Genomic DNA, 22,172 nt, shown 5'->3' with positions numbered 1-22,172 from the left:
TATTGATCCACACAGTGTGCCTGTTAGTATCAAACAATTGAAACGGAATGTTTATAATGATTGTTTACTATGGCCAGACCGTATGGCGGAGGAAAACTACTACGTAAGCGTAGACACAGGTGGCACCTTCACCGACGGATACGTGTCGTATCCGGGAGGGTCCACGACGGTCAAGGTCCCGACGACGGACCACGACCTCACGGTGTGTTTCCGCAACTGTATCGACAAGGCAGCGGACAAACTGGAAAAACCAACCGAGGAGTTTCTCGTCGACACCGACGTCATCCGGTTTTCGACGACGATCGGGACGAACACCATAATCGAGCGGACAGGACCGAAGATCGGACTCATCGTGACCGGCGGCAAGGAAGCGGACCTGTTTCGCGCGGAAGACGACAGCGGGCTACTCACGAGCGAGGACCTCGTTGTCGGCGTCGAAGAGCGGACCAGCGCCAACGGAGAGGTTATCGAACCCGTCGACGCCGACGAGGTGCAGTCGGCGGCGAAGACGCTGATGAACCGGGGGGCGAAGCTCCTGCTCATCAGCTTCGCCAACTCGTACCACGACGAGACCAACGAGGAGCGGGCCCGAACCGTCATCGAGACGGAGTATCCGCCCCACTACCTCGGTCCCAACCAGGTGCTCACCGCGAACGAGGTCAGTAGCCGGCCGGGCTACCGGACCCGGACCTACACCGCGCTCGTCAACGCGTACGTCCACCGCCCGATGGCCAGATCGTTGTACAAGGCGGAAGACGACGCCCGCAACAGCGGGTACTCGAATCCGCTTCTGATCGGGCAGTCGACCGGCGGCGTCGCCGGCGTCTCGAAGACCGTCGCGTTGCACACCTACAACTCCGGCCCCGTCGCCGGCGTTCTCGGTGCGGATGCGTTCCGGGAACTGTACGACCTCGACTCGGTGATGAGCGCCGATATGGGCGGGACGAGTATCGACCTGGGAACGATCGTCGATGGCGAACTCGACCGGAACCTCCTGCCGGAGGTCGCCGGACTACCGGTCCACGTTCCGATGATCGACGTCCACACCGCCGGCGCGGGCGGCGGGAGTATCGCGTCGGTCCGCGACGGGGAACTCTCCGTGGGACCGGAGAGTGCCGGTGCGGAGCCGGGGCCGGCCTGCTACGACCTGGGCGGGTTCGATCCGACCACGACCGACGCGGACGTCGCCCTGGGATACATCGACCCGGACTACTTCCTCGGCGGCGATCAGCAACTGAACGCCGAACGGGCCGAGGAGGCGATCGAGCGCCAGGTGGCCGACGCGCTCGACGTCTCGGTTGCGGAAGCTGCGTTGCAGATCCGAGAGCGCGTCGACCAGAACATCGCCGACAGCATCGAAACGCAGCTCGCCGAACGCGGGGAGGATCCGGAGGACGTCACGCTGATCGCCTACGGCGGCGCCGGTCCGACCCACTGCTGTACGTTCGCGGAAAAGGCCGGCCTGAGTCGCGTCATCACCGCGCCTGCGGCCGCGGAGTTCAGCGCCTTCGGCGGCGCCACGCTCGACGTAGAGCACCGCTACTCGGAGGCGTTCGGGGAAACGATCACCGGCGACGCGCCGTCGATCGACACTCGCGCGTTCGACCGGACCGTCGAACAGCTGGAGGCGGAGGCCGTTCAGGATATGGCCGGCGAGGGGTTCGACGAGGCGGACGTCCGGCTTCAGACGTCGATCCTCGCCCGCAGGGGGTCGGAGATTCGGGAAGTAACGGTCCCGTCCCGCCTCGACGGGGGGGACGACCTCGATCCGGTGATCCAGGCCTTCGATGCGGATGCCGAAGACGGGATCGATCTCGACACGGTGGTCCTCACCGCAGTCGGGCCAGTCGCTACCGAGACGCTGGAACCGCAGGATATGGAGGGTGAAGATCCGAGCCACGCCCGCAAGGGTTCCCGTGAAGCCTACTGGCCGGTCGACGGCTGGGCGGAGACGGGCGTGTATCAGCGGGAGGATCTCCGGCCCGGCAACGTCGTCGAGGGGCGGGCGCTGATCGAGGCGACCGACACGACCTACGTCGTTCCCTCGGCGTGGACGTACCGAATCGACGAGTACGGAAACGGAATCATCGAACGATGAGTTTCGGATCGCCGCCGGCCGTCGAGTACTTCGAGGGGTTCTCGGAGAGCCGTCCGTTCGTGCCGCTCGTCGACACGCTGGCGGCGGAGATCAATCAGATCCCCCACGAGGAGTTCCACCGCGACGCAACTCACTCGGCGAACAGCCGAAAGCGCGCCCAGCGGCTCTTCGAGCACGACGCGGTCGTGACCACGCTGGATCGGACGCTGTTGTGTGACGTCCTCGATGCCGCCGTCGAGTGGAGCGACCAGACAGACAGTTTCGTCGTCGAATCCGTCTCGGGCGCGACTGAGCTGAACGCGCCGTCCGACGTAACGGCGGCGGGTCGCGTCCCGGTCGCACTCGAAGTGACCGAACGGCTCGCTTCGACCCTCGACGACTGTGCGGTCGTCGGCGGGATCCCGGGACCGGTGGCGACGTTCAACGAACTGCTGGGCGACGCGAAAATCGACGCGAACCGGGGAGCAAACGAGCTGATCCGGGAGGTCTTCGGTGACTTGGCGCGGGCGTACGGCCGTGCCGGCGTCGACGCGTTCCTGGTCACCGAGTTCGCAAGCGGCGCCCAGTCGCTGTCTGCGGTCATCGAGGCGGACGTAGCGGCCCTGGAGATGCTCGGGAACATCGCGGAGTACTTCGGGGTCCCTGTGGCGTTCGTCCCCGAAGGTTTCGACGTCGATGTCGCCGCCGAGATCGTCGAAGCGACCGGCGTCGACGGCGTGTTCGTCGACAGCACGGATCCGGCGTCTGTGGCCGACAGCTTCCCCGACGTCCGCGTCGGGGGCGGGATCACGCCTGAACTCCTGGCCGAGTCGACCGGCGAGATCGAATCGACGATCGAGTCCCGGTTCGCGGGCGCGCCGACGTCGGTGTTCCCGGCGAGCGGCACAGAAATCCCGGCAGCGATCCATCCGACAAAACTCCAGGCCGCAGCTCGGGCGGTGGAGGCGACGCTATGAGCTGTCCCCATAGAACGCAGATGAGACGAACGAACGACTCACGTGATACGGCTAGACGAATCAGAATCGATGACTCGACCGAATCCACGCCAACAACACACGAACGGAGACTGAGAATATGAGCACGACGAAACAGATCACCGAATACCTGGAGATCGATCTCGACGACCGGACCTGGGTCTGCACGGAGTGTGCAGAGACCATCGGTCCGGCCGACGAGAACTACAAGCGGGGGTGTCTAGTTCGGGAACGCCATCCCCACGAGGTCCACCGGCCGCTGATCGAGGACGCGGAGTATTCGTTTGCGCCCGATCCCGAATGGGTGCGAATCGTCGAGTTCTACTGTCCCGGATGCGGGACGATGATCGAAAACGAGTATCTCCCGCCGGGACACCCGATCACCCACGACACCGAACTGGACATCGAGACGCTGATCGAACGTCACGAGGAGTCACAATGACGACGCGGATCAACATCGACGCGGGCGGAACGTTCACCGACTGTTTCACGGTCCACGACGGCGAGGCTGTCTCCGCGAAGACGCCGACGACCGAACACGATATGTCGGAGTGTTTCTTCCAGGGGATCCGCAAATGCGCGGGGCAACTCGAAGTCAATCTCGAGGATCTCATCTCGGACGTGGACTCGATCCGGTACTCCACGACGACCGCGATGAACCGACTGATCGAGCGGAAGGGTCCCAAACTCGGGCTGCTCACCACCGCAGGAGTGCAGGACTACCCGCAGATCGGTCGCGGGCCGCGCTGGGCGGACGGCCTCACCGACAGCGAGCAACGCAACATCTCCGACGCGAAGAAACCGGAGTATCTCGTCCCCGACTCCCGAACCAAGGGGATCCGCGAACGCGTCGACAGCGAGGGCAACGTCCTGCGCCCGCTTGACGAAGCACACGCCCGCGAACAGATCCGCGACCTCGTCGACCGCGGCGCGCGGGCGATCGTCGTCAACCTCCTGTGGTCCTACGAGTACCCCGAGCACGAACAGCGGATCCGGGAACTCGTCCGCGAGGAGTACCCCCCGTCGTATCTGGGAAGTATTCCGGTGTTCCTCTCCTCGGAGGTGATGCCGACGAAACAGGAGTACGAACGGACGAACACGACGCTTCTGGACGCCTACCTCTCGGAGTTGATGCAGGAACACATCGCCGACATCAAAGAGCGGCTGGAGGCGTTCGGTTACGAGGGCGACGTCCAGATGTTGCACAACACCGGCGGGATGGCCGAGTCCTACAAGACCACCGCCGTCGAGACGTTCAACGGCGGCCCCGTCGCGGGACTCAAAGGCGGCGAGTACCTCTGTGACCTCCTCGGCTACGAGAAGGCCGTCGTGACGGATATGGGTGGCACCAGTTTCGACATCGGCATTCTCACCGGCGGCGGCGTCCAGTCCTACGAGTTCGAGCCGATCATCGACCGGTGGCGGGTCTCGGGGACGATGATCGAGTCGAAGTCGATCGGTGCGGGTGGCGGCTCGATCGCGTCGGTCAACGACGAACTCGGCGGCCGACTGGAGGTCGGTCCCGAAAGCGCTGGGGCGGATCCCGGCCCCGCCTGTTACAACCGCGGGGGCACGAAGCCGACGGTCACCGACGCCGACGTCGTCCTCGGGTTCATCGATCCCGAGAAGTTCTACGCTGGGAACCAGCGGCTCGCCGTCGAGCGGGCCGAGGACGCGATCGAGACCCACGTCGCCGACCCCGCGGGGATGTCGATCACCGAGGCCGCACGGAACATCCGCCGGATCGCCGACGGGAATATGGGGAACACGGTCCGCAAGGAGACGATGCTCCGCGGGCACGACCCCCGGGAGTTCATCCTCTATAGCTTCGGCGGCGCGGGGCCGCTGCACGCGGCGTCGTTCTCGTCGTACCTCGACATCGACACGGTGGTGACGACGCCGTACTCGCCGGTGTTCTGCGCGATGGGCTCGGCCACGATGGACACGCTGCACATCTACGAGCAGTCACGGTCGATGTTCCTGCGGGAATCGGGCGAGGAAGCTGCGTACGAAATCGACTACGACGTCTTCAACGGCGTCGTCGACGACCTGAAGGCGAAGGGTCGACGAGACATCGAAAGCGAGGGATACGATCCCGACGACATCACCTACGAACTCGAACTCGACATGCGTTTCGGCGGGCAGATCCACGTCGCGCGGGTCGGATCGCCGCGACTCGAAGTCCACGACGAATCCGACGTCGAGGCGATCTGTGACCACTTCATCGACCAGTACACCGAGCGGTTCTCCTCGTACTCGGTGACGCCCGAACACGGGATCACGGTGGAGAACTTCGCGCTGAAGGCGCGCGTCGACAGCCCCGACATCGACCTGCCGACAGAACCCGTGGGAGAGTCGACTCCGGATCCCGCCCGAGACGGGGACCGCGACATTCTGTGGGCCGACGCCGACGAGTACCGTTCGACTCCCGTCTTCGAGTACGACGAGATGCGTCCGGGGATGACGGTCGAGGGGCCCGCAGTCGTCGACGCAGACTACACCACGACCGCCGTTCCCGAAGGGTGGACCTACCATCTCGACACCTACCGCAACGGCATCCTCGAACAGACGAGCGACGGAACTACCGACCAACAACCAGGAGGAACCCAATGACTGTCAATCGCGACCAACTGATCGACTGGCTCGACCTCGAAGAGCCCTCGGCGGAGGAACTGGCCTGTATGGACGAACTCGACCACGGGGACTACGAGATCTACTCCGAGCGCCTGCGGTTGATCCTCGACGAGGGGATCGACGTGTTCGTGCGTTCGGGGGTCTCGCAGTTCATCGCCGCCCGCGACCTGGCGGTCGCCATCTACACGCCGGAGGGCGACCTCATCGACTCGGCGGCCGGAGCATACCTCCACGTCGTCACGGGGATACCGCCGCTGAAGTACGTCATCAACAACTTCGCCGACGACGAGACGGTCGGCGTCGAGCCCGGTGACGTCTTCTACGCGAACGACGCGCTGTACGGCGGCATCCACAACCCCGACCAGATCGCGTTTATGCCGGTCTTCCACGAGGGCGAAATTATGGCGTGGGTCTCGGCGGCGGTCCACACCACCGAAACCGGCGCGATCGAACCCGGCGGAATGCCGATCTCCGCGCGGACGCGGCACGACGAGGGAATGAAACTCTCCCCGATCAAGATCGGCGAGAACTACCAGCTCAAGAGCGATATGGTCGAGATGCAGAAGAACTTCATCTCGCGGGCCCCGCGGATGCACGAGATCGACCTCCGCGCCCGCCTGACGACGTGCGATCGCGTCAGACGCCGGGTGAAGGAACTCATCATCGAGAAGAAGGGGCCGGACTTCTTCAGGGGCCTCATCCGGCGCAACATCGAGGAATCCCGCGAGGGCGCCAAAAAGCGCGTGGAGTCGTGGAACGACGGCACGTTCCGGACCGTCCACTTCGCCGACTCCGTCGGCTACGAGGACGGGCTCTGGCGTCTCAAGGCGACGATGGAGAAGGAGGGGCCGGAGATCCTCATCGACTACGCCGGGACGTCGCCGGAGAACGACGGGTCGTTCAACTCCCAGCCGGTGGCCTCGATCGCGCACACGGCGAACTACCTCTTTAGCGTCCCGTTCCACGACCTGCCGAAGAGCAACGGCACCTACGACCTGATCGACTTCGACATCCCGAAGGGCTCGATCCTCTACCCGGACGCCGAGGCGGCCACCGTGCAGGCCGTGATGGTCAATCAGGTCGTGATGGACTCGACTACGACGCTGTTCTCGCGGTCGATGTACGACGCGGAGACCGAAAACGAGCACGTGACGGCGCCGATGGCCAACACCGGCGCAGGCTATGCGTTCGGCGCGGTCAGCCAGCACGGCGAACCGGTCGCCGACCTGATGTCGCACGCGCTCAACACCGACGGAACCGGCGGGCAGGCCCGTCGGGACGGCGAGGACGAGGCCATCTTCCCGTGGTGTCCGTTCGGGCACGCCTCGAACATGGAGTTCGTCGAGAACGAGTACCCGTTCACCCACCAGTACTTCCGCCACGGGACCGACTCCTGTGGGCACGGCAAGCACCGCGGCGGGATCGGGATGCAGTTGGCGTATATGCAGCACCACGTCCCGGCGGTCGAGTGGCTGTCGATCTGCCACAACTCCAAACTCGTGACCGGGCAGGGACTGTTCGGCGGGTATCCCCCGCGCACGATCCCCGGGGTCACGATCACAGACTCCGACCTGAAAGAGCGGATGGCGAACGGCGAGTACGTCCCCGACGACCTCATCGAACTGCTCACGGAGCAGCCGCTCGATGCGGACTACAACATCACGAGTCACGTCCGCGAATCCCAGCCCTACGAGAACGGCGACCTGTTCGTCGGTCATTCCGGCGGCGGCTGCGGCTACGGCGACGCGCTCGAACGCGATCCGGAAGCCGTGATGGACGACATCGAGGCCGACCGCGTCTCCCACTGGGCGGCGAAGAACATCTACGAGATCGAGTACGACGAGGAATCGCTGACCGTCGACGAGGAAGCGACGGCGAAGCGCAGAGAGCAGTACCGGGAGCGCCGCCTAGAGGAGGCGGTGCCGTTCGACGAGTTCGAAGAAGAGTGGTCGGAGAAGCAGCCGCCGGAGGAGATCCTGCAGCATTACGGGAGCTGGCCCGACGCGGCGAAGGAAGGTCCCGTGATGCGGATGTAGCCTCCGGAGGCGACAAACTATGACCGAGACATACGATCAGATCGAAACGGCGCCCTGGAACGAGGTCCTCGCCCGCCACGAGTCGCTACTGAGTGAGCAACTCGCGTACCTGGCGGAGAACTCCGAGTACTACAGCTCGAAATTCCACGAGTGGGATATCGATCCGACCACGATCGACACACTCGCCGAATTTCGCGAGATCCCCTTCACGACGAAGGAAGACGAGCGCCGGAATCAGGCGAACCCCTCGCCGGAGCGGCCGCTCGGAAGCCACCAGGCTGTGCCGACCGAGGAGCTGAATCGAACGATCTCCTCCTCTGGAACGACCGGCAAACCCACCTACTTCGGACTGACAGAAGCGGATCGCGATCACTGGAACACGGTGATCGAGCGCTGTTTCTACGCGACGGGCATCCGTCCGGAGGAGACGGTGATCTTCGGCGTCGGACAGACGATGGTGCCGGGGGGGACGCCCTACTTCGAGGCGATGACAGAACTCGGCGCGAACGTGGTGCCCGCCGGCGGGGGCACCACGGAACGGCTGCTGTCCGCGATACAGGATTTGAACGCACCGGTGCTTTTCACAACGACTTCTCATCTCCGCTATCTCACGGAGCGTGCACCGGAAATTCTGGATCACGGCGTCGACGAGTTGCCCTCGGTCAAACTGATCGGCGGAGGGGGTCCCGGGATTGCAACCCCGGAGATCCGCCAGACCCTCTACGATGAGTGGGACGCGACCCTGGTCCGCGAGTTGATGGGCCTCGGCGACGTCATCGGCTGTATGTGGGCCGAATGCGAGGCCGAGGACGGGATGCACTACTGCGCACAGGGCCACGCCCACGTGGAACTGATCGACCCCGACACGGGCGAGGTCATTCCGTTCGAGGAGGGTACCGAGGGAGAACTCGTCTACACGCCGCTCGGCCGCGAGGCGACGCCGTTGCTCCGGTACCGTTCGGGAGATTACGTCCGCGTGACCGGGACGATCTGCTCCTGCGGGCGGACCTCGCCCCGGATGCAGTGTATCGGCCGCGTCGACGAGATGCTCATCTACAAGGGGATGAACGTGTTCCCGTCGGCAATCCGTGATGTCGTCGCCGAAGTCGAGGGAGCGCTCCCCTACGCTCGCGTGAAAGTCCCATCGACGGACACTGTGCACTTCGAGTCGCCGATACCGGTCGACGTCGTCTTGGATCCGGCGTCGGATCGCAACCCGAGCGACGTTGCCGAGGATGCGGCCGGCCGCATCCGCTCGCGGCTGAAAGTTCGGATCGACCCGAATCCGGTTCCGAAGTCGGCGATCGAACTCTCCGAATACAAGACGTCGCTTGTGGTGGTTGAAAACGAGTCGTAGGGACGAGCGCACTCGTCGGCTATCGCTCACCAGATCGGTGAATCAGTGTCAATCCGAAAAAACCACCAACACACCGGACGACCCGCTAGCTGGTCTGGCCAGATCATCAGAACTATTTACTCAAAATGTATTGGTAGCGCTGATGATCGACCTTTCGCACGTTACTACAGGAGAACTCAGAGCGGCGCTCGAGGACGTCGAACGAAAGAAGCCTACTCAGCGGCTGACAGCGGCGATCGCATACAAGAACGGAATTACACAGACGGAACTCGCTGAGTGGTACGGCGTCCAGCGGAAGACGATATACAACTGGCTTACGCGATTCGTTACGGCGGAAGACTCCGCATCGCTGGCCGCTTCTGCGAGCGACAGTCCCCGCCCGGGGCGACCGCGTCGACTCTCCGAGTCCGAGTTCCAACGGTTCAGAGAAACACTCCGAGAACCGCCCGAAAACGTCGGATTCGACGCATTTACCTGGACACCTGCACTCGTCCGACAGCATCTTCGGGAGACGTTCGATGTCGAGTATTCAGTATCGAGTGCCCGGCGGTTTCTGGAGGAGTTCGAATCGGGGCCCCGGTCCACACCAGGTCGGGCCACCGACAAGGAATGATCCTGATGAGTAAAGACTTCTGATATAACGGAGAAATCGATCTCGGGATGCGCGCTCGACCCCGGGCCGTAGTACTATATTAGTGATCGCCTTTCTCCTGCGGTCCTCGTGCAGTGTGGGCAGGTATGAGCATATCACTCCGCGGCCACTACCTTTGATTGGGAGCGGTGACAATCACACGGTAGATGCGCGAGTCGCCGCTCTTGGATCCACGAATCTTTTCGCTGGCAGTCGCGCGGATGGTCAGCGCGCTTGCGAACTCCTTTCTCGTCGTTGTGCTTCCGCTGTACATCGGAAGTCAGGCGGTCCGGCTTCCCGCGCTGACGGGATCGACAGTCACGGTTGCCGGGATTCGGATCGCCGTTAGCGTGGAACTGTTGATCGCGATCGTACTATCCCTGTTCGGGTTTCTCAACAGCCTGAGCCAACCACTGACGGGGTCGCTATCCGACCGAACGGGTCGCCGGAAGCCGTTTTTGCTCTTCGGGTTGGCGCTTGTCGCCAGCGGTAGTGCGGGGTATCTGATTTTCACAGACTACGTTCTGGTTCTGGCGATGCGAGGCTTGCAGGGTATCGGCGCGGCGTTTTCGATCCCGATCTCCGTCGCCCTCGTGAACGAACTATCCGATCCGGAGGAACGCGGCAACAACTTCGGCCTGTTCAACACCTTCCGGCTGCTGGGATTCGGCGTCGGCCCGCTCGTCGCAGGGGTCGTCGTCGCCGGCGGTCCATACGTGCTCACCGGAAAGTCGATCTCCGGATTCGACGCCGCGTTCCTCGTCGCGGTCGTCGGCGCTGCAGTGAGTTTCGCGCTCATCACGCTGTGGATCAGCGATCCCGAGCGGGCCGAGGAGACCGCCGGCGAGGATATCTCTATCCGCGTTCGCGGCGAACACGGCGGCTTGGACCCGGTCTTCGCTCTGGGGATCGCGACCATCGTGATGGCGCTGTCGATCGCCCTCTACGCACCGCTCGCGAACGTCATCAACGAACGGCTCAACCAGGGGAGTTTCCTGTATTCGATCCAGTTCGGCGCGACGGTGTTCGCGAACGTGCTGTTTCAGTTGCCCCTGGGGCGCTTGAGCGACACCTACGGGCGTCGACCGTTCCTGATCGGCGGATTCATCCTGTTGCTGCCGACGACGCTGGCACAGGGACTCGTCACCTCGTCGACGGGAATGATCGTCGCCCGCTTCCTGCAGGGTGTCGCTGTCGCCGCGGTGTTTGCTCCGTCGCTGGCGCTGGCCGGCGACCTGGCACGCGAGGGCGCGTCTGGATCGACACTATCACTCCTGACGATGGGGTTCGGCCTGGGTATCGCGGTCGGCACCCTGCTTTCGGGCCTGCTGGTGAGTTTCGGGTTCGTGGTGCCGTTCGTCGTCGCGACCGCCGGCGGAGCGATCGGTCTCGTGTTGGTAATCACGCAGGTGGTCGAACCTGATCCCGACGAGACGGTCGCCGCTCCCGCCGCGGACTGAACTGCTTCCGTTTCGATGAATTGAGCGTGTGGAGCGCTAGGCTATCCCACTGTGAGCACCTTGTCGGCGGACTCGACGATGTCGAGACAGTCTTCCATCGTTCCGCGGGGTCTGAGATCGTCCGCTTCGAGGTCTCGGGAGTCGAGACACGTCCCGCAGGCGGAGAGATGACCCCCGTTCTGGTCGTATTTGCGCATCACACCGTGCGGGTTGAATTTCGGATGGTCGAGGTCGGGGGCCTCGACACCGTCACCGAGGAGGAACACTTTCACTGCGTTTTCGGCGTCGAGCGCGGTGTTCGCCAGCCGAAACGCGTTCCAGACCCGTTCGGGATCGTTCGTTTCGAGGATGATTCCGAGGTCCATACTTGCGATTTCGAGAGCCGAAACTTGAACGCACACCCCAATTCTCCGACACAGGAAATCAGAATCGCAATTAAACCACGTCTCCCGCACGATACAAGAACTGTCGGGACAAAAATTACGTATGACCGATGTCGAGAGCTTCGTTCGCTTCTGTGAGAGCGAGTTCGGTACGGCCGTGATGGAACGTGAGGCCGCGTACATCGAGCAATACCTCGCTCCGGAGGACCGGATCCTCCACGTCGGCTGCGGGATCGGGGCGCTCGAAGAACGACTCCCGAAGTACGACGTGGTCGGCCTCGATCGCTCGCCGGCGATGATTCGGACTGCGCGAGAACGCGTCGCAGCGCCGTTCGTCCTCGGAGATGCGACCGCACTTCCCGTCGCGACCGGCGCCGTCGATACATTCGTTTCCGTCGCAACGCTCGGATTCATCCCCGATATCGACGCAGTGCTCGCTGAGGCCGTTCGGGTCCTCGATACCGATGGTACGTTCGTTGCGCTGATCCTGAATACCCGGTCCGAGTACGTCCGCTCGGGCCTCCGACGGGAGGGGTCCTACTTTCAGCGGCTGTTCCATCGGGATACCGACGCGCTGACGGATACGATTTTCGAGTACGTCGACGGTGACAGCGAATATTTCCTGGGCGTCGCAGACCGGACTGTCGTCGAGAGTAGGGATCCGACGACTGCCGCCATCGTCGCGGTTGTCGGAACGCCAGCGAGGTGACCACAATCTCCTTTGGGGGATTCCCCGAACACCCTCCGTATGACCGACTCGCCGGAACCCGATCGATCCCCGCTCCTCGAGGCGAAAGCGTTCGACGAATCCTCCGTGTTCACGCCCGACTCGCTGCTGGAAAACGCACGCCGCCAGAAGGACCTCCCCAAGCGATCGGTCCCGGATATCTGTGTTCTCGACCCCGACGGCGACATCGTCCGCCAGCTCGCTGCCTCGGGCGACGCCTCGAAAGACCCGACCTGGCCCGGCTACCACACGGATCTGTATCGGTTCGAGCGCAACGGTGAGGAGTTCGGAATCGTCGGCTGTGCCGTCGGGGCCTCCTTCGCCGTGCTCGTCGCAGAGCAACTATTTGCTGCCGGTTGCCAGTTTCTCGTTAGCATCACCTCCTCGGGGCAGATCATCCCGAAGGACGACCCCCCGTATTTCGTGCTCATCGAGCGGGCGCTCCGCGACGAGGGAACGAGCCACCACTACCAGTCCAGCGGTCGGTACGTGTCGATCGATCCCGAACTCGGCGCGCGTGTCGAGGACGCCTGCGACGCCGTCCCGCGACCCGTGTACCCGGGAACCACGTGGACGACAGACGCGCCCTTCAGGGAAACGGAGACCGCGATCGAACGCGCCCGATCGGAGGGTATCCTCGCTGTCGAGATGGAGGCGTCGGCCCTCTATACGTTCGCGGCGGTCCGCGACCGACCGGTCGTGTGTTTCGCGTACGTGACGAACCAGATGGGACAGACCGAGACGGATTTCGAGAAAGGCGACTCTGAGGGGAGCCGAGACGCGCTCGCGGTGGTCGACGCGGTCGCGACCGCCTTTCGGTCCGAGAAGTGAACTCGCGAGCTAGATCCCAGGACAACGGCCGAACGGCAAGGACGCGAGACGAAAAAAGTTGAGGGCGCCGAATTCGATGGGTGATTGGGAACCGTTATCGGGACAGGTCGCCGGCGACCGCCACAGCGCGGTCAGTGGATCCTTCGACGACGACAGCCGTCGTCACACCGTCGTCGGTCCAGGCGGCGATCGCGCGGTCCTCCGCAGTCGTGACGGTGACCGTCTGCCCGTCGATCGTCGTGGTGGATGCGTTCTCCGACACGCGATCGAACCGGTCTGTAGCGGTGGTCGAGACGATGCTGACGTTGCCGTCATCGGTGACGTAGCGTTGGCCGACGATCGTCTCGTTCTGTCGGACAGTGACGCTGGCCTCCGCGAACGTTCCGTCCAGGCGGGGCAGCGAGAGATCAGTCGCCTGCTGGGCGGCCGCGAAGTCGTCGTACTGATCGTGGGGCGTCAGCGCGATCCGGTTGTTCGGCGGTTCGAACGTACTCTCGTGGATCGAGACGTTGAATGCGGTCGATTCGACGGCGACGACAGTCCGGTTCGTTCCGTCGGTGGTGACCGCACGCACGACTCGGTAGTCGTCCTGGGCGACCCAAAGCGAGGTGGTAGCGTCCACCTCAGGGTGGGTGAGTTCGACCTCGTAGGTACTGATTCCGTCGACCGTCGGCGTCCCGACGAGCGTCGCCGACACGTTCGATTCGTTGAATTCCGGCGGCCTCTCGGGTGAGAGTTGTGCGTCGGACTCGCCCGGCGCCCCAGCCTGGCCGGTCGCAGTCGGAGAGAGATCGGGAGCAGCGCCGGCTTCCACCGCTTCAACGGGCCACGCGGCCGAGTGGTTCGGACCGACGGCCCAGACAACCGACCCGTTCGAGCCCGTCCGGTACGTCGTGCCGTCGTGGGTGACGATCGTCCGACTCCTGTTGTCGGCGGCGGCAGCGACTTCGACGGTCGCGGTCGTCGACGTGGTTTCGTTTTCGACTGTGACGCGCGCGGTGCTCGTCACGGTCTCGGCTGACTCGTACCGCTGCTCGACGCGGTCGAGGACCTCGTCCCCGGTTGGTTGCTGAAGCGACCCGAGCGCGCCCGTGACGGCCGCTGATCCCGCGAGGACAACAACGAGCACCACGAGAACGCCCAGCAGGCCGCGGCGTCCACCCAATCTCGGTAACATAACAGTTGATTACGACTGGACAGTAAAGTGTGTTCTTGCTCTCCCACGCCCGCTGGCGGAAAACGCTCATACCCGTCGCCCGCCAAATGCGATCGAATGGCGCAGGCAGACACCGATGACGTGGTTACGCTGTCGAACGTGCGGAAGACCTATCGGCTCGGCGGCATCGTCGAAGCGCTGGCCGACGTGTCGCTGTCGTTGCCGAGAGGATCCTATACGGCGGTGATGGGCCCGAGCGGATCGGGGAAGAGCACGCTGTTGAATCTCGTGGGGGGCCTGGATACCCCAACGGAGGGCCAGGTCACCGTGGCGGGACAGGACCTCGCGGCAGCCAGCGAGGCGGAGCGGGCGGCGGTTCGCGGCACGCAAGTCGGGTTCATCTTCCAGACGTTCAATCTGATGCCGCGGCTCACGGCGCTCGAGAACGTGACAATGCCACTCGTCTTCGACAACTGGGAGCGCTCTCGACGCCGTGAGCGGGCTCGAGCGCTGCTTTCGGACGTCGGATTGGGCGACCGACTCGATCACAAGCCGACAGAGCTCAGCGGCGGGCAGCGGCAGCGGGTCGCCATCGCCCGCGCGCTGGCACCGGACCCGGAGCTACTGCTTGCCGACGAGCCGACCGGCAACGTCGACACCGAGACTGGTGACCGAATTATGCGCCTGCTCGATGAGCTCCATACTGCCGGGAACACGATCCTGCTCGTGACGCACGAGCGACGGATCGCAGAGCGGGCAGAACGCATCGTCCACGTTCGGGACGGCAGTATCGAACGGACCGAGGAGCTGACCGACTGATGGATCCGCGTGAATCGTTCACGATCGCGGCCCGATCGATCCGATCACACAAACTGCGCTCGACGCTCACGGTGATCGGTGTCGTCATCGGGATTGCCTCGGTGGTCACCTTCGCGACGTTCGGCGCCAGCGTCGAGTCCGAGATCGTCGGGAGCATCGCCGATTCCGGGGCGAACAATATCTACGTGCTCGGGCAACCAGCCGACGAGGAAGGGTTCGAGCAGGCGCTCCAGCCGCTCTTTACCGAACACGATATCGACCGGCTGTCGGAGTTGGAGGGAGTCGAGGCCGTCATTCCGCGGGGATCGATCCCGGCCAACTCGGTGAGTCACGGCGGCGATACGGTCTCGATCCAGCAGCTCACGGCGACGACGCCGACCGCCGTGACGAACGAGACGCTCGTCGCGGGGCGGAGCTTCCGCAGCGGCACAGACGAGGTGGTCCTCAATCGCGTCGCCGCGGAGACGACCTTCGAGGAAAACATCACAGCTGGTGACGAAATAACCGTTCGCCGGACCGGCGAGACGGTGAACCTGACGGTCGTGGGGGTCGTCAACGGGACCGCGGGTGAACTCCCTGTCGGCAACTTCGGACCCCAACCGCAGTTCTACGTCCCTGCGGACCCACACTATCAGGCCGTCGTCGAAAGCCCCGCCACGAACGCCAGGCAGCGCGCGTATCCGCAGATCACGGTCGTCTCTCAGCCGGCCGAAACACTGGCCGTCACCGAAGCGATCGAAACGTATCTGGCGGAAGAATCTGACGCGGGGCAGCTTGCCCCCGCGGGCGTCGATCTGGTGGCGCGAACCAGCGGGGACTTCGCCGAGGAGATCAGCGACGTGATCGACCAGATCACCCGGTTCGTCACCGGGATTGCGGTGATCGCCCTGGTCGTCGGCGCGATCGGCATCGCTAACATAATGCTGGTCAGCGTCACCGAACGGACCCGCGAAATCGGGATTATGAAGGCGGTCGGAGCGCGGAACCGCGACGTGATGGAACTGTTTCTTCTCGAAGCGACGTTGCTGGGAACCGGGGGCGCGTTGCTCGGACTCCCGCTGGGGCTCGTCGTCGGCTGGGCCGCGACCCGTTACGCCGAGGTCGGGTTCGCATTCGCGCCGTACTGGACGGCGCTGGCCGTGCTCGTGGGGGTGCTCGTGGGCGTTGTTGCCGGGCTCTATCCCGCCTGGCGGGCGGCGCACGTCGACCCGATCGACGCCCTGCGGTACGAGTGATCATCTGGGAAGCTCCGCTACAGGGAATTCGGCGTACGGCCCGAGGGAGATCAGATGACGTCGTCTGGCGCGTGTTCGTCTGCCATCCGCGTGGCTTCGGCGGCATACCGCTCCCGGAGTTCCGGTTCGTCGACCGGCCCGAGATTGTCCGGGTCGGCGTCGACGGCGGCGGTCGTATCGCGTACGTCGGTAAAGGACGTCAGCGCCCGCTCCTTCCGGAAGTACTGCTCACCGTCGGTAGTGGCGTAAGTGAGGATAATGAGGTTCTGTTCGTCGTCGGAGTACGTCCGCTCGACCAGCCAGACGCGGACGGCATCCGCTGAATTCTGTTTCATACTGGTCTCTTCGTCGGTGAACCGGAAGTCTGTGGCGGTGAGATAGCCGCTGACGACCCGCTTGTCGAGTCAGCACTTTGGGAGCTCAGGAAAGCGGTAAAATGCATCCGCCGGAGACCACCACAAAGCGCTTACAGGACCGATCGAATTCTTCGGTACGCAGATGGTCCCTCCGTTCCTCACTACGAAGCCCCTCCAGGCGTGCAAGTTCCTCGGCGTGGCCGCCAGCGCCTTCGTTCTGATCGGCATCGTCTTCGAGATTGTTCCGATCGGGAGCATCACAGTGCTGTTTTTCGTGCCGGTCGTCGCATTCGTGCTTGCGGTGGTCATCACCGCCGAGACGGTACTCGCTGGCTATCGTGTCGTGCAAAAGGGAACGTCGCTTGCGGAGCGATCCTCAAGAGATCCGGTGTACAGCGTCGTTCGCGTGGGAGAATTCCTCTTTGCACTCCTGGCGGTCGGCGCGTTCGGTGTTCTTCTCGTGTTGCTCCCCGACGGACCAATGTCGGGACCGGGAGCGCTCGGTCTCTTCTACATACTCGTCGGTCTCAGTCTGCTGATTCTTTTCGGAAGTCTCGTTCGGTCGATCACCGAATACGTTCGATTTCGGCGAGGTAAGTCGACCTGAAATCACCGAATACGTTCGATTTCGGCGAGGTAAGCCGACCTGAAATCACCGAATACCTTCGATTCCGGCGGAGTAAGCCGACCTGAAAAATAGGAGCGAGCTCCGAGCGTTCACCTACAACGGTCACGTCAGAGACGTCGGTGATTCACGCCGCTGTCGGTAGAGGGAATCCTCATCGAACCGAGAGGCGGGTATGGATGTCGCGTACATCTTTGCGACTGCCGGCCAGACCATCGACTACGTTCTCGGAGAGATGATCCTCCCGCAACTGGAGACCGATACCCACGGCGTCGACGTCGCCGGGATGTTCTTCTTCCACGACAACACCTACGCGCTCCGAGACGGCGATCCGCTCGGCGACCGACTCGCCACAGTCGCCGACGAGCGGGACATCCTCCTGATGCTCTGTGACCAGTGTGCGACGAAGCGTGGACTCGCGGAGTTCGATCACACCGACGACGCGGGGCGTGATCATTACCGGTCAGTCGGGACCGTCGAAAACGCTACCGTCGGCTGCTTCCCCGACCTCTATGCGGCGCTCGGGGATGACGGCGTGGATAACGTCATCACCCTATAGGTGCGAGTCAGCTATGCGCCAGGCGCGTAGTCCTCGTGGATGCGATCCATCCGGGCGGCCATCACGAAGTCGGCGTGATGCAGGCCGTCGATCTTGTGTGTCCACATTTCGACGACCACTTCACCCCACGCCAGGTGGATGTCGGGGTGATGCCATTCCGCTTCTGCGAGTTCGCCGATCTCGTAGGTGAACTCCAGGGCGTCTCGGAAATCCTCGAACTCGTAGCTCCCTTCCAGGTGGTGCCCGTCGACGACGTCCCAGACGTCGGCATCGATCTGTTCGTACAGCGACGTCAACTCCTCGCCGGCGAGTGGTTCGTCGTCGCTCGTGCATGCCTCACACTCCTGATCTGCCAGGGCCTTCTCCGTCATACATAACGGATGGTTTTGGAGTCGGTTGAGTCTTTCCTCCGGATGAGTTGCCCCGGTCACCAAGATATTTATATAAATTTTCAGTGTAGTATATATTATTGTCTTATTTTAGTATCTGATGACAGTATGGTGGAGTTCGAAAAAGGATAGGAGCCAACAAACCGATTAATAACGATTAACAGGGGATTTTAATCCAGATACCCGAACTCCACTCCCACTTTCGTCCCATATATTAACTATTATTGATATCTGTTACGTTAGTATTATCCTCAAACTTCGAAAACTTCGCCAGGAGCCGGTTGTCAGTCGAATCGGTCCGCACCGAACAACCCGATGTCGAGGTCAGTTTCCCCGGAAATAGCCAGACTGGCGAGAATCTCTCCGATCGCGCTCGCGTATTTGAATCCGTGGCCGGAGAACCCCGCGCCGACGGTGATGTCCGATCGGTCGGGAAGCGTATCGACGATGAAGTGATTGTCCGGCGTATTTGTGAACAGACACGTGGCGAGTTGCATCGTCGGGCCCGCGCCCTCGGGGAACGTGTCCTCGGCGTACGACCGAAGGAGGTCTTCGTCGTCTTGATTCGGCGTTCTGTCCATCTCGTCGGGATCGACAGCGTTCCCGAAGTGATTGAACTTCCCGAGTTTGAATCCAGGCACGTCGTGTTCGGGGAATCCGTAGAAGTGGTCTTCTTCCGTCCCGTGGACGAAGACCGGGAAATTATCCGGCGCGAACAGGTCCGGATCGGACGTCCCGAACCACGCGAGTGCCTGCCGGACGGGCACCGCGTACGCCCCGAACTCGGGCAGGAACTCGCTCGTCCACGCGCCTGCAGTGATAACAAGCTTGTCGGCTTCGTACGTTTCCCGTGACGTGGAGACACGGATGTCTCCGTCCGATTGGGTAGTGAAGTCCTCGACAGGTTCACGGGCGCGGATTTCGGCACCCGCTGCGCGTGCCGCCTCGACGTGGGCGATGATACCCTGCTCGGGGACCAGAAACCCGCTCTCCGGTTGGTATACCGCGCGGTGGTCCTCGGGAATCCCGTACCCGGGGAATCGCTCGTTTACTTCGTCACCGGTGAGGATCTCGTGGTCGATATCGTGTTCCTCACAGGACTGTCGGGAGCCCGTGAACACGGTACTATCCGCTGGGCCTGCGTCGATACCGCCCGTGATGTGGAGCAGGTCCCGTCCGGTTTCCGATTCGAGTTCCCGCCAGTTCTCGTAGGCACGTTCGACGAGCGGGAGATACGCGGGATCTTCCGAGGGGGCCCGCCGGATGATTCGCGTGACCCCGTGGGACGATCCCATCCCGTGCGGGATGTCGTACCGTTCGAGAGCGAGCGTGTCGATGCCCCGGTCCGCCAGGTGATACGCTGCTGCGCTACCCATTCCGCCGACGCCGATCACGATCACATCGTAGTAGTCTGACATAGTGAGAGGTATCTACTCCTTCAATTTGGGCTCTTTCCCCTGAGATTTGTACCTGCTGATTCGACCCATCAGTACGGCTTGGTGAAGTACGGCTCTGAGAACAACCGCAGCGTCTGGCCGAGGTCTGCTTCCCGGGCGTTCTCGTAGACGTGGCTGGCCCAGGCGACGTCTTCCATCGGCAGTCCCGGCGCGAACAGGATCGAGGTTCCGTCGGTCGAGGCGGTGTCGTCCTCGCCGACGAGTTCGTGAAGCGCTCTGAGATCCGCGCGATCGATATCGAGCCCAACGCCGTAATCCACCGCCGCGCCGATCGCGTTGAAGATCTGCCAGTCGACCTGGTTGGCGAACTCCAAGGTGTTCTGGGGAATGTCGCAGAAGATCCGGTCCGAGTCGAACGCCGAAAGCGGCATCCGGAGGTCGCCCAGTGGGATCACCAGTGAATCTTCCTCCAACCACGAGGGGTCGATTTTCGGCGGCGGAGACGCAGTTGTGGCGACCACTGTCACGTCGGCGCCAGTCACCGCCTCGGCGGTCGAATCGATCGGCGTGATCTCGGCGTCGACGTCGTCTCGCATCTCCGTCTCGAAGGCCTCGGCTTTGGACAGTTCCGGGTGGAAGATCCGGATCTCTTCTAGGGAGTCCAAGGCTTCATCGAGTGCGAGAGCGGACGTCTGTCCGATCACGCCGGGACCGATGATCGTCGCGACGCGAGCACGGTCGCCCTGGATCTGTTTCGCGCCGATCCCGGCGACAGCACCGGTCCGCATCGAACTGATCACTTGCCCGTCGGTCAGGAACAGTGGCCGGCCGCTCGCGGGATCGTTGAGCGTGATCGTGTGCAGCGAGCGGGGCAACCCGTACTCGTCGGGATTCGTGACGTTCGATCCGTACCACTTGATCCCCATCTTGCGGATGTCGCCGCCGACGTAGGCTGGCATCGCGCTGAACCGCCGGTCGGGACCGCCACCCAGGTCTTCGCCCTCCAGTTTCCCCGGGAAGGTTGTGACGTGCCCGTGCATATGCTGCCCAGCATCACCCATCGCGACTCGGTTGCGGTTGTACAGGTCGAACGCGTATTCGATCGTCTCCACGCAGGGTCCCATCGCCGCGGCGCCCGCCTCGACTGCACCCTCCTGTGGAAGGAACGTCAGTTCTAGCGGCTGATTGTCAGGCATCATCAACCGTTCCGTAGCAAAACCATATATTTGTTGGGGTCGATCCAAAATATGTATGTCCGACTCAGAACCGCCGTACTGAACGACTACGTGTCGAGGATGCCGATGTTCGAGGCTGCGAAATCACAGGGAGAGCATTTTGGAGCGGGGCAGTCGTTACTTTCCACAGAAACCTCGGTCAGCACTCTGAAGCTACGACGCAGAAAAGATCGGTCCCGTGCTGGCGACCCCACTAGCGGATGCCGTTGTTGACCGATCGAAAAGCGACTGAGAGGTCTCGACCGACACCGGGAAACAAACGGTTCAGACGAACTCGAACTCGCTGATGCCGTTCGATGCTCCGGTTCTGTGGATGCGCTCCGCGAGCGCGATGTCGAGCGCACCCAGGCCGATCGGGACGAACAGCGTGAAATCGTCGGCAGTGATTTGGTCCTCGTACCCGCCGGTAAGAACCGACCCGATCGTGGTGTCGATGTCGTCCTCCGACAAAACGCCTCTCTCTGCGGCATCGGCGAGACTACCCCGCTGCAGACACTGGTCGACCTGATCGACGACGATGTGGTCTGTGGCGAGGATGGCATCGTCCGGCAGTTCCCGATACGATCCCAGCGCGATGACGAACGCCGCATCGTCGAGCCACTCGGCCTCGAGAACGGGCGTCTTGGAATCTGTGACAGTAATCACAGCATCCTGTCCGGCCGCCTCGGCGGGGGAGTCGGTGACGACGATTTCGGCGTCGGTTTCCGGTTTCAGGTCCGCTGCAAAGTCGCGTGCAGCGTCCGGGTCGACGTCGTATACGCGAAACTCGTCGATGTCCAGGAGACTATCGATCGTCGACACCTGGAAGCCGGCCTGGAATCCCGCGCCGAACACGCCGATCGTCGACGGAGTCTCCGCGGGGAGATGCTCGAGCCCCACGACGGACTGTAAGGCAGTCCGTACACCTGTCACGTACATCCCCTCCATCACGGCAGTAAACGCCCCGGTCTCCAGGTCGAACAGGAGAATCTGGGAACTGATCGGGATCTCCGCATCGAGATCCCAGGTCGCGACCGCCCATTTCATCCCCGCGACGTCGAGCCAGTCGACGTACGCGGGCATATCGATCGAGAAGGCGTTGTGGTGCGGCCATCCCCCGTCGTCCCCGAGGTGCATCGTGAGTTTCGGCGGATTCAGGACTCGGTCGCGGGCGAGTTCGGTGTACGTCTGTTCGACGGCAGCGAGCGAGTCGGCGAGGTCCAGGTGAGTACGGATATCCTCTTTCGCGTATAGTTTGGTAGCCATTGTCAGTGGGTCGACGGCGTCGGCG

General features: G+C 62.9%; 21 protein-coding genes. 14 read left to right on the top strand and 7 right to left on the bottom strand.

The window, feature by feature from the left end; all coding sequences use genetic code 11:
* The first annotated feature begins 82 nt into the window (after nt 1-82).
* The 8 genes from RJT37_RS10705 to RJT37_RS10670 all read left to right on the top strand — a co-directional run bounded on the left by RJT37_RS10705 (nt 83) and on the right by RJT37_RS10670 (nt 11,190).
* Nucleotides 83-2,098, top strand: coding sequence for a hydantoinase/oxoprolinase family protein (locus tag RJT37_RS10705; protein ID WP_313684295.1), 2,016 nt, complete (start codon nt 83-85; stop codon nt 2,096-2,098).
* Nucleotides 2,095-3,054: a uroporphyrinogen decarboxylase family protein gene (locus tag RJT37_RS10700; RefSeq protein WP_313684293.1), complete on the top strand. Its 960-nt coding sequence runs from the start codon at nt 2,095-2,097 to the stop codon at nt 3,052-3,054. Before RJT37_RS10705 ends, RJT37_RS10700 begins: the two co-directional genes overlap by 4 nt.
* A 118-nt stretch (nt 3,055-3,172) precedes the next feature.
* Nucleotides 3,173-3,514: an acetone carboxylase subunit gamma gene (locus RJT37_RS10695; protein ID WP_313684291.1), complete on the top strand. Its 342-nt coding sequence runs from the start codon at nt 3,173-3,175 to the stop codon at nt 3,512-3,514.
* Nucleotides 3,511-5,685: a hydantoinase/oxoprolinase family protein gene (locus RJT37_RS10690; protein WP_313684290.1), complete on the top strand. Its 2,175-nt coding sequence runs from the start codon at nt 3,511-3,513 to the stop codon at nt 5,683-5,685. Before RJT37_RS10695 ends, RJT37_RS10690 begins: the two co-directional genes overlap by 4 nt.
* Nucleotides 5,682-7,742: a hydantoinase B/oxoprolinase family protein gene (locus RJT37_RS10685; RefSeq protein ID WP_313684288.1), complete on the top strand. Its 2,061-nt coding sequence runs from the start codon at nt 5,682-5,684 to the stop codon at nt 7,740-7,742. The genes RJT37_RS10690 and RJT37_RS10685 overlap by 4 nt, the downstream gene beginning before the upstream one ends.
* A 19-nt stretch (nt 7,743-7,761) precedes the next feature.
* The gene (locus RJT37_RS10680) at nt 7,762-9,099 is read left to right on the top strand and encodes a phenylacetate--CoA ligase family protein (protein ID WP_313684285.1); all 1,338 of its coding nucleotides are present in this window, start codon (nt 7,762-7,764) and stop codon (nt 9,097-9,099) included.
* A gap of 142 nt (nt 9,100-9,241) precedes the next feature.
* Nucleotides 9,242-9,712: a helix-turn-helix domain-containing protein gene (locus RJT37_RS10675; RefSeq protein WP_390209057.1), complete on the top strand. Its 471-nt coding sequence runs from the start codon at nt 9,242-9,244 to the stop codon at nt 9,710-9,712.
* Nucleotides 9,713-9,897: 185 nt separating this feature from the next.
* Nucleotides 9,898-11,190 (top strand): MFS transporter, encoded by a 1,293-nt coding sequence (locus RJT37_RS10670; RefSeq protein WP_313684283.1) that lies wholly within the window; start codon nt 9,898-9,900, stop codon nt 11,188-11,190.
* A gap of 41 nt (nt 11,191-11,231) precedes the next feature.
* On the opposite strand, the gene RJT37_RS10665 is transcribed toward RJT37_RS10670, so the two are convergent.
* Nucleotides 11,232-11,555: a DsrE family protein gene (locus RJT37_RS10665; RefSeq protein ID WP_313684281.1), complete on the bottom strand. Its 324-nt coding sequence runs from the start codon at nt 11,553-11,555 to the stop codon at nt 11,232-11,234.
* A gap of 121 nt (nt 11,556-11,676) precedes the next feature.
* Between RJT37_RS10665 and RJT37_RS10660 the strand changes: the two genes are divergently transcribed.
* Together RJT37_RS10660 and RJT37_RS10655 are read left to right on the top strand one after the other, a co-directional pair.
* Nucleotides 11,677-12,282: a class I SAM-dependent methyltransferase gene (locus tag RJT37_RS10660; protein ID WP_313684279.1), complete on the top strand. Its 606-nt coding sequence runs from the start codon at nt 11,677-11,679 to the stop codon at nt 12,280-12,282.
* Between the two features lie 39 nt (nt 12,283-12,321).
* Nucleotides 12,322-13,131 (top strand): nucleoside phosphorylase, encoded by an 810-nt coding sequence (locus tag RJT37_RS10655; RefSeq protein ID WP_313684277.1) that lies wholly within the window; start codon nt 12,322-12,324, stop codon nt 13,129-13,131.
* Between the two features lie 94 nt (nt 13,132-13,225).
* Here RJT37_RS10655 and RJT37_RS10650 read toward each other — a convergent pair whose 3' ends face one another.
* A complete protein-coding gene (locus RJT37_RS10650) occupies nt 13,226-14,308 on the bottom strand; it encodes a DUF2092 domain-containing protein (protein ID WP_313684275.1) in 1,083 nt (360 codons plus the stop codon).
* A 96-nt stretch (nt 14,309-14,404) separates the two neighbouring features.
* On the opposite strand from RJT37_RS10650, the gene RJT37_RS10645 reads away from it, so the two are divergent.
* Nucleotides 14,405-15,106, top strand: coding sequence for an ABC transporter ATP-binding protein (locus tag RJT37_RS10645; RefSeq protein WP_313684273.1), 702 nt, complete (start codon nt 14,405-14,407; stop codon nt 15,104-15,106).
* Nucleotides 15,106-16,341 (top strand): ABC transporter permease, encoded by a 1,236-nt coding sequence (locus RJT37_RS10640; protein WP_313684271.1) that lies wholly within the window; start codon nt 15,106-15,108, stop codon nt 16,339-16,341. The genes RJT37_RS10645 and RJT37_RS10640 overlap by 1 nt, the downstream gene beginning before the upstream one ends.
* A gap of 50 nt (nt 16,342-16,391) precedes the next feature.
* Here RJT37_RS10640 and RJT37_RS10635 read toward each other — a convergent pair whose 3' ends face one another.
* The gene (locus tag RJT37_RS10635; protein ID WP_311172069.1) at nt 16,392-16,676 is read right to left on the bottom strand and encodes a DUF7967 family protein; all 285 of its coding nucleotides are present in this window, start codon (nt 16,674-16,676) and stop codon (nt 16,392-16,394) included.
* Between the two features lie 163 nt (nt 16,677-16,839).
* Between RJT37_RS10635 and RJT37_RS10630 the strand changes: the two genes are divergently transcribed.
* Together RJT37_RS10630 and RJT37_RS10625 are read left to right on the top strand one after the other, a co-directional pair.
* The gene (locus RJT37_RS10630; protein ID WP_313684268.1) at nt 16,840-17,304 is read left to right on the top strand and encodes a hypothetical protein; all 465 of its coding nucleotides are present in this window, start codon (nt 16,840-16,842) and stop codon (nt 17,302-17,304) included.
* Between the two features lie 193 nt (nt 17,305-17,497).
* On the top strand, nt 17,498-17,881 hold the full coding sequence (locus tag RJT37_RS10625) for a SaoD/DsrE family protein (protein WP_313684267.1): 384 nt from the start codon (nt 17,498-17,500) through the stop codon (nt 17,879-17,881).
* Nucleotides 17,882-17,892: 11 nt separating this feature from the next.
* On the opposite strand, the gene RJT37_RS10620 is transcribed toward RJT37_RS10625, so the two are convergent.
* The 4 genes from RJT37_RS10620 to RJT37_RS10605 form a co-directional block, all read right to left on the bottom strand.
* Complete coding sequence (locus tag RJT37_RS10620) at nt 17,893-18,252, bottom strand: 4a-hydroxytetrahydrobiopterin dehydratase (protein ID WP_313684265.1); 360 nt, start codon at nt 18,250-18,252, stop codon at nt 17,893-17,895.
* Between the two features lie 302 nt (nt 18,253-18,554).
* Nucleotides 18,555-19,688 (bottom strand): N-methyl-L-tryptophan oxidase, encoded by a 1,134-nt coding sequence (gene solA / locus RJT37_RS10615; RefSeq protein WP_313684263.1) that lies wholly within the window; start codon nt 19,686-19,688, stop codon nt 18,555-18,557.
* A 68-nt stretch (nt 19,689-19,756) separates the two neighbouring features.
* Entirely contained in the window at nt 19,757-20,863 is a 1,107-nt protein-coding gene (locus tag RJT37_RS10610; RefSeq protein WP_313684261.1) for a Rossmann-fold NAD(P)-binding domain-containing protein, read from the bottom strand.
* Nucleotides 20,864-21,166: 303 nt separating this feature from the next.
* Nucleotides 21,167-22,147: an ornithine cyclodeaminase family protein gene (locus RJT37_RS10605; protein WP_313684259.1), complete on the bottom strand. Its 981-nt coding sequence runs from the start codon at nt 22,145-22,147 to the stop codon at nt 21,167-21,169.
* Nucleotides 22,148-22,172 lie beyond the last annotated feature (25 nt).

This window comes from Halobellus marinus (assembly GCF_032113415.1).
Lineage (GTDB): Archaea > Halobacteriota > Halobacteria > Halobacteriales > Haloferacaceae > Haloquadratum > Haloquadratum marinus.
The sequence above is the reverse complement of the archived record's forward strand: the minus strand, read 5'-3'. Positions and strand labels throughout refer to the sequence as shown.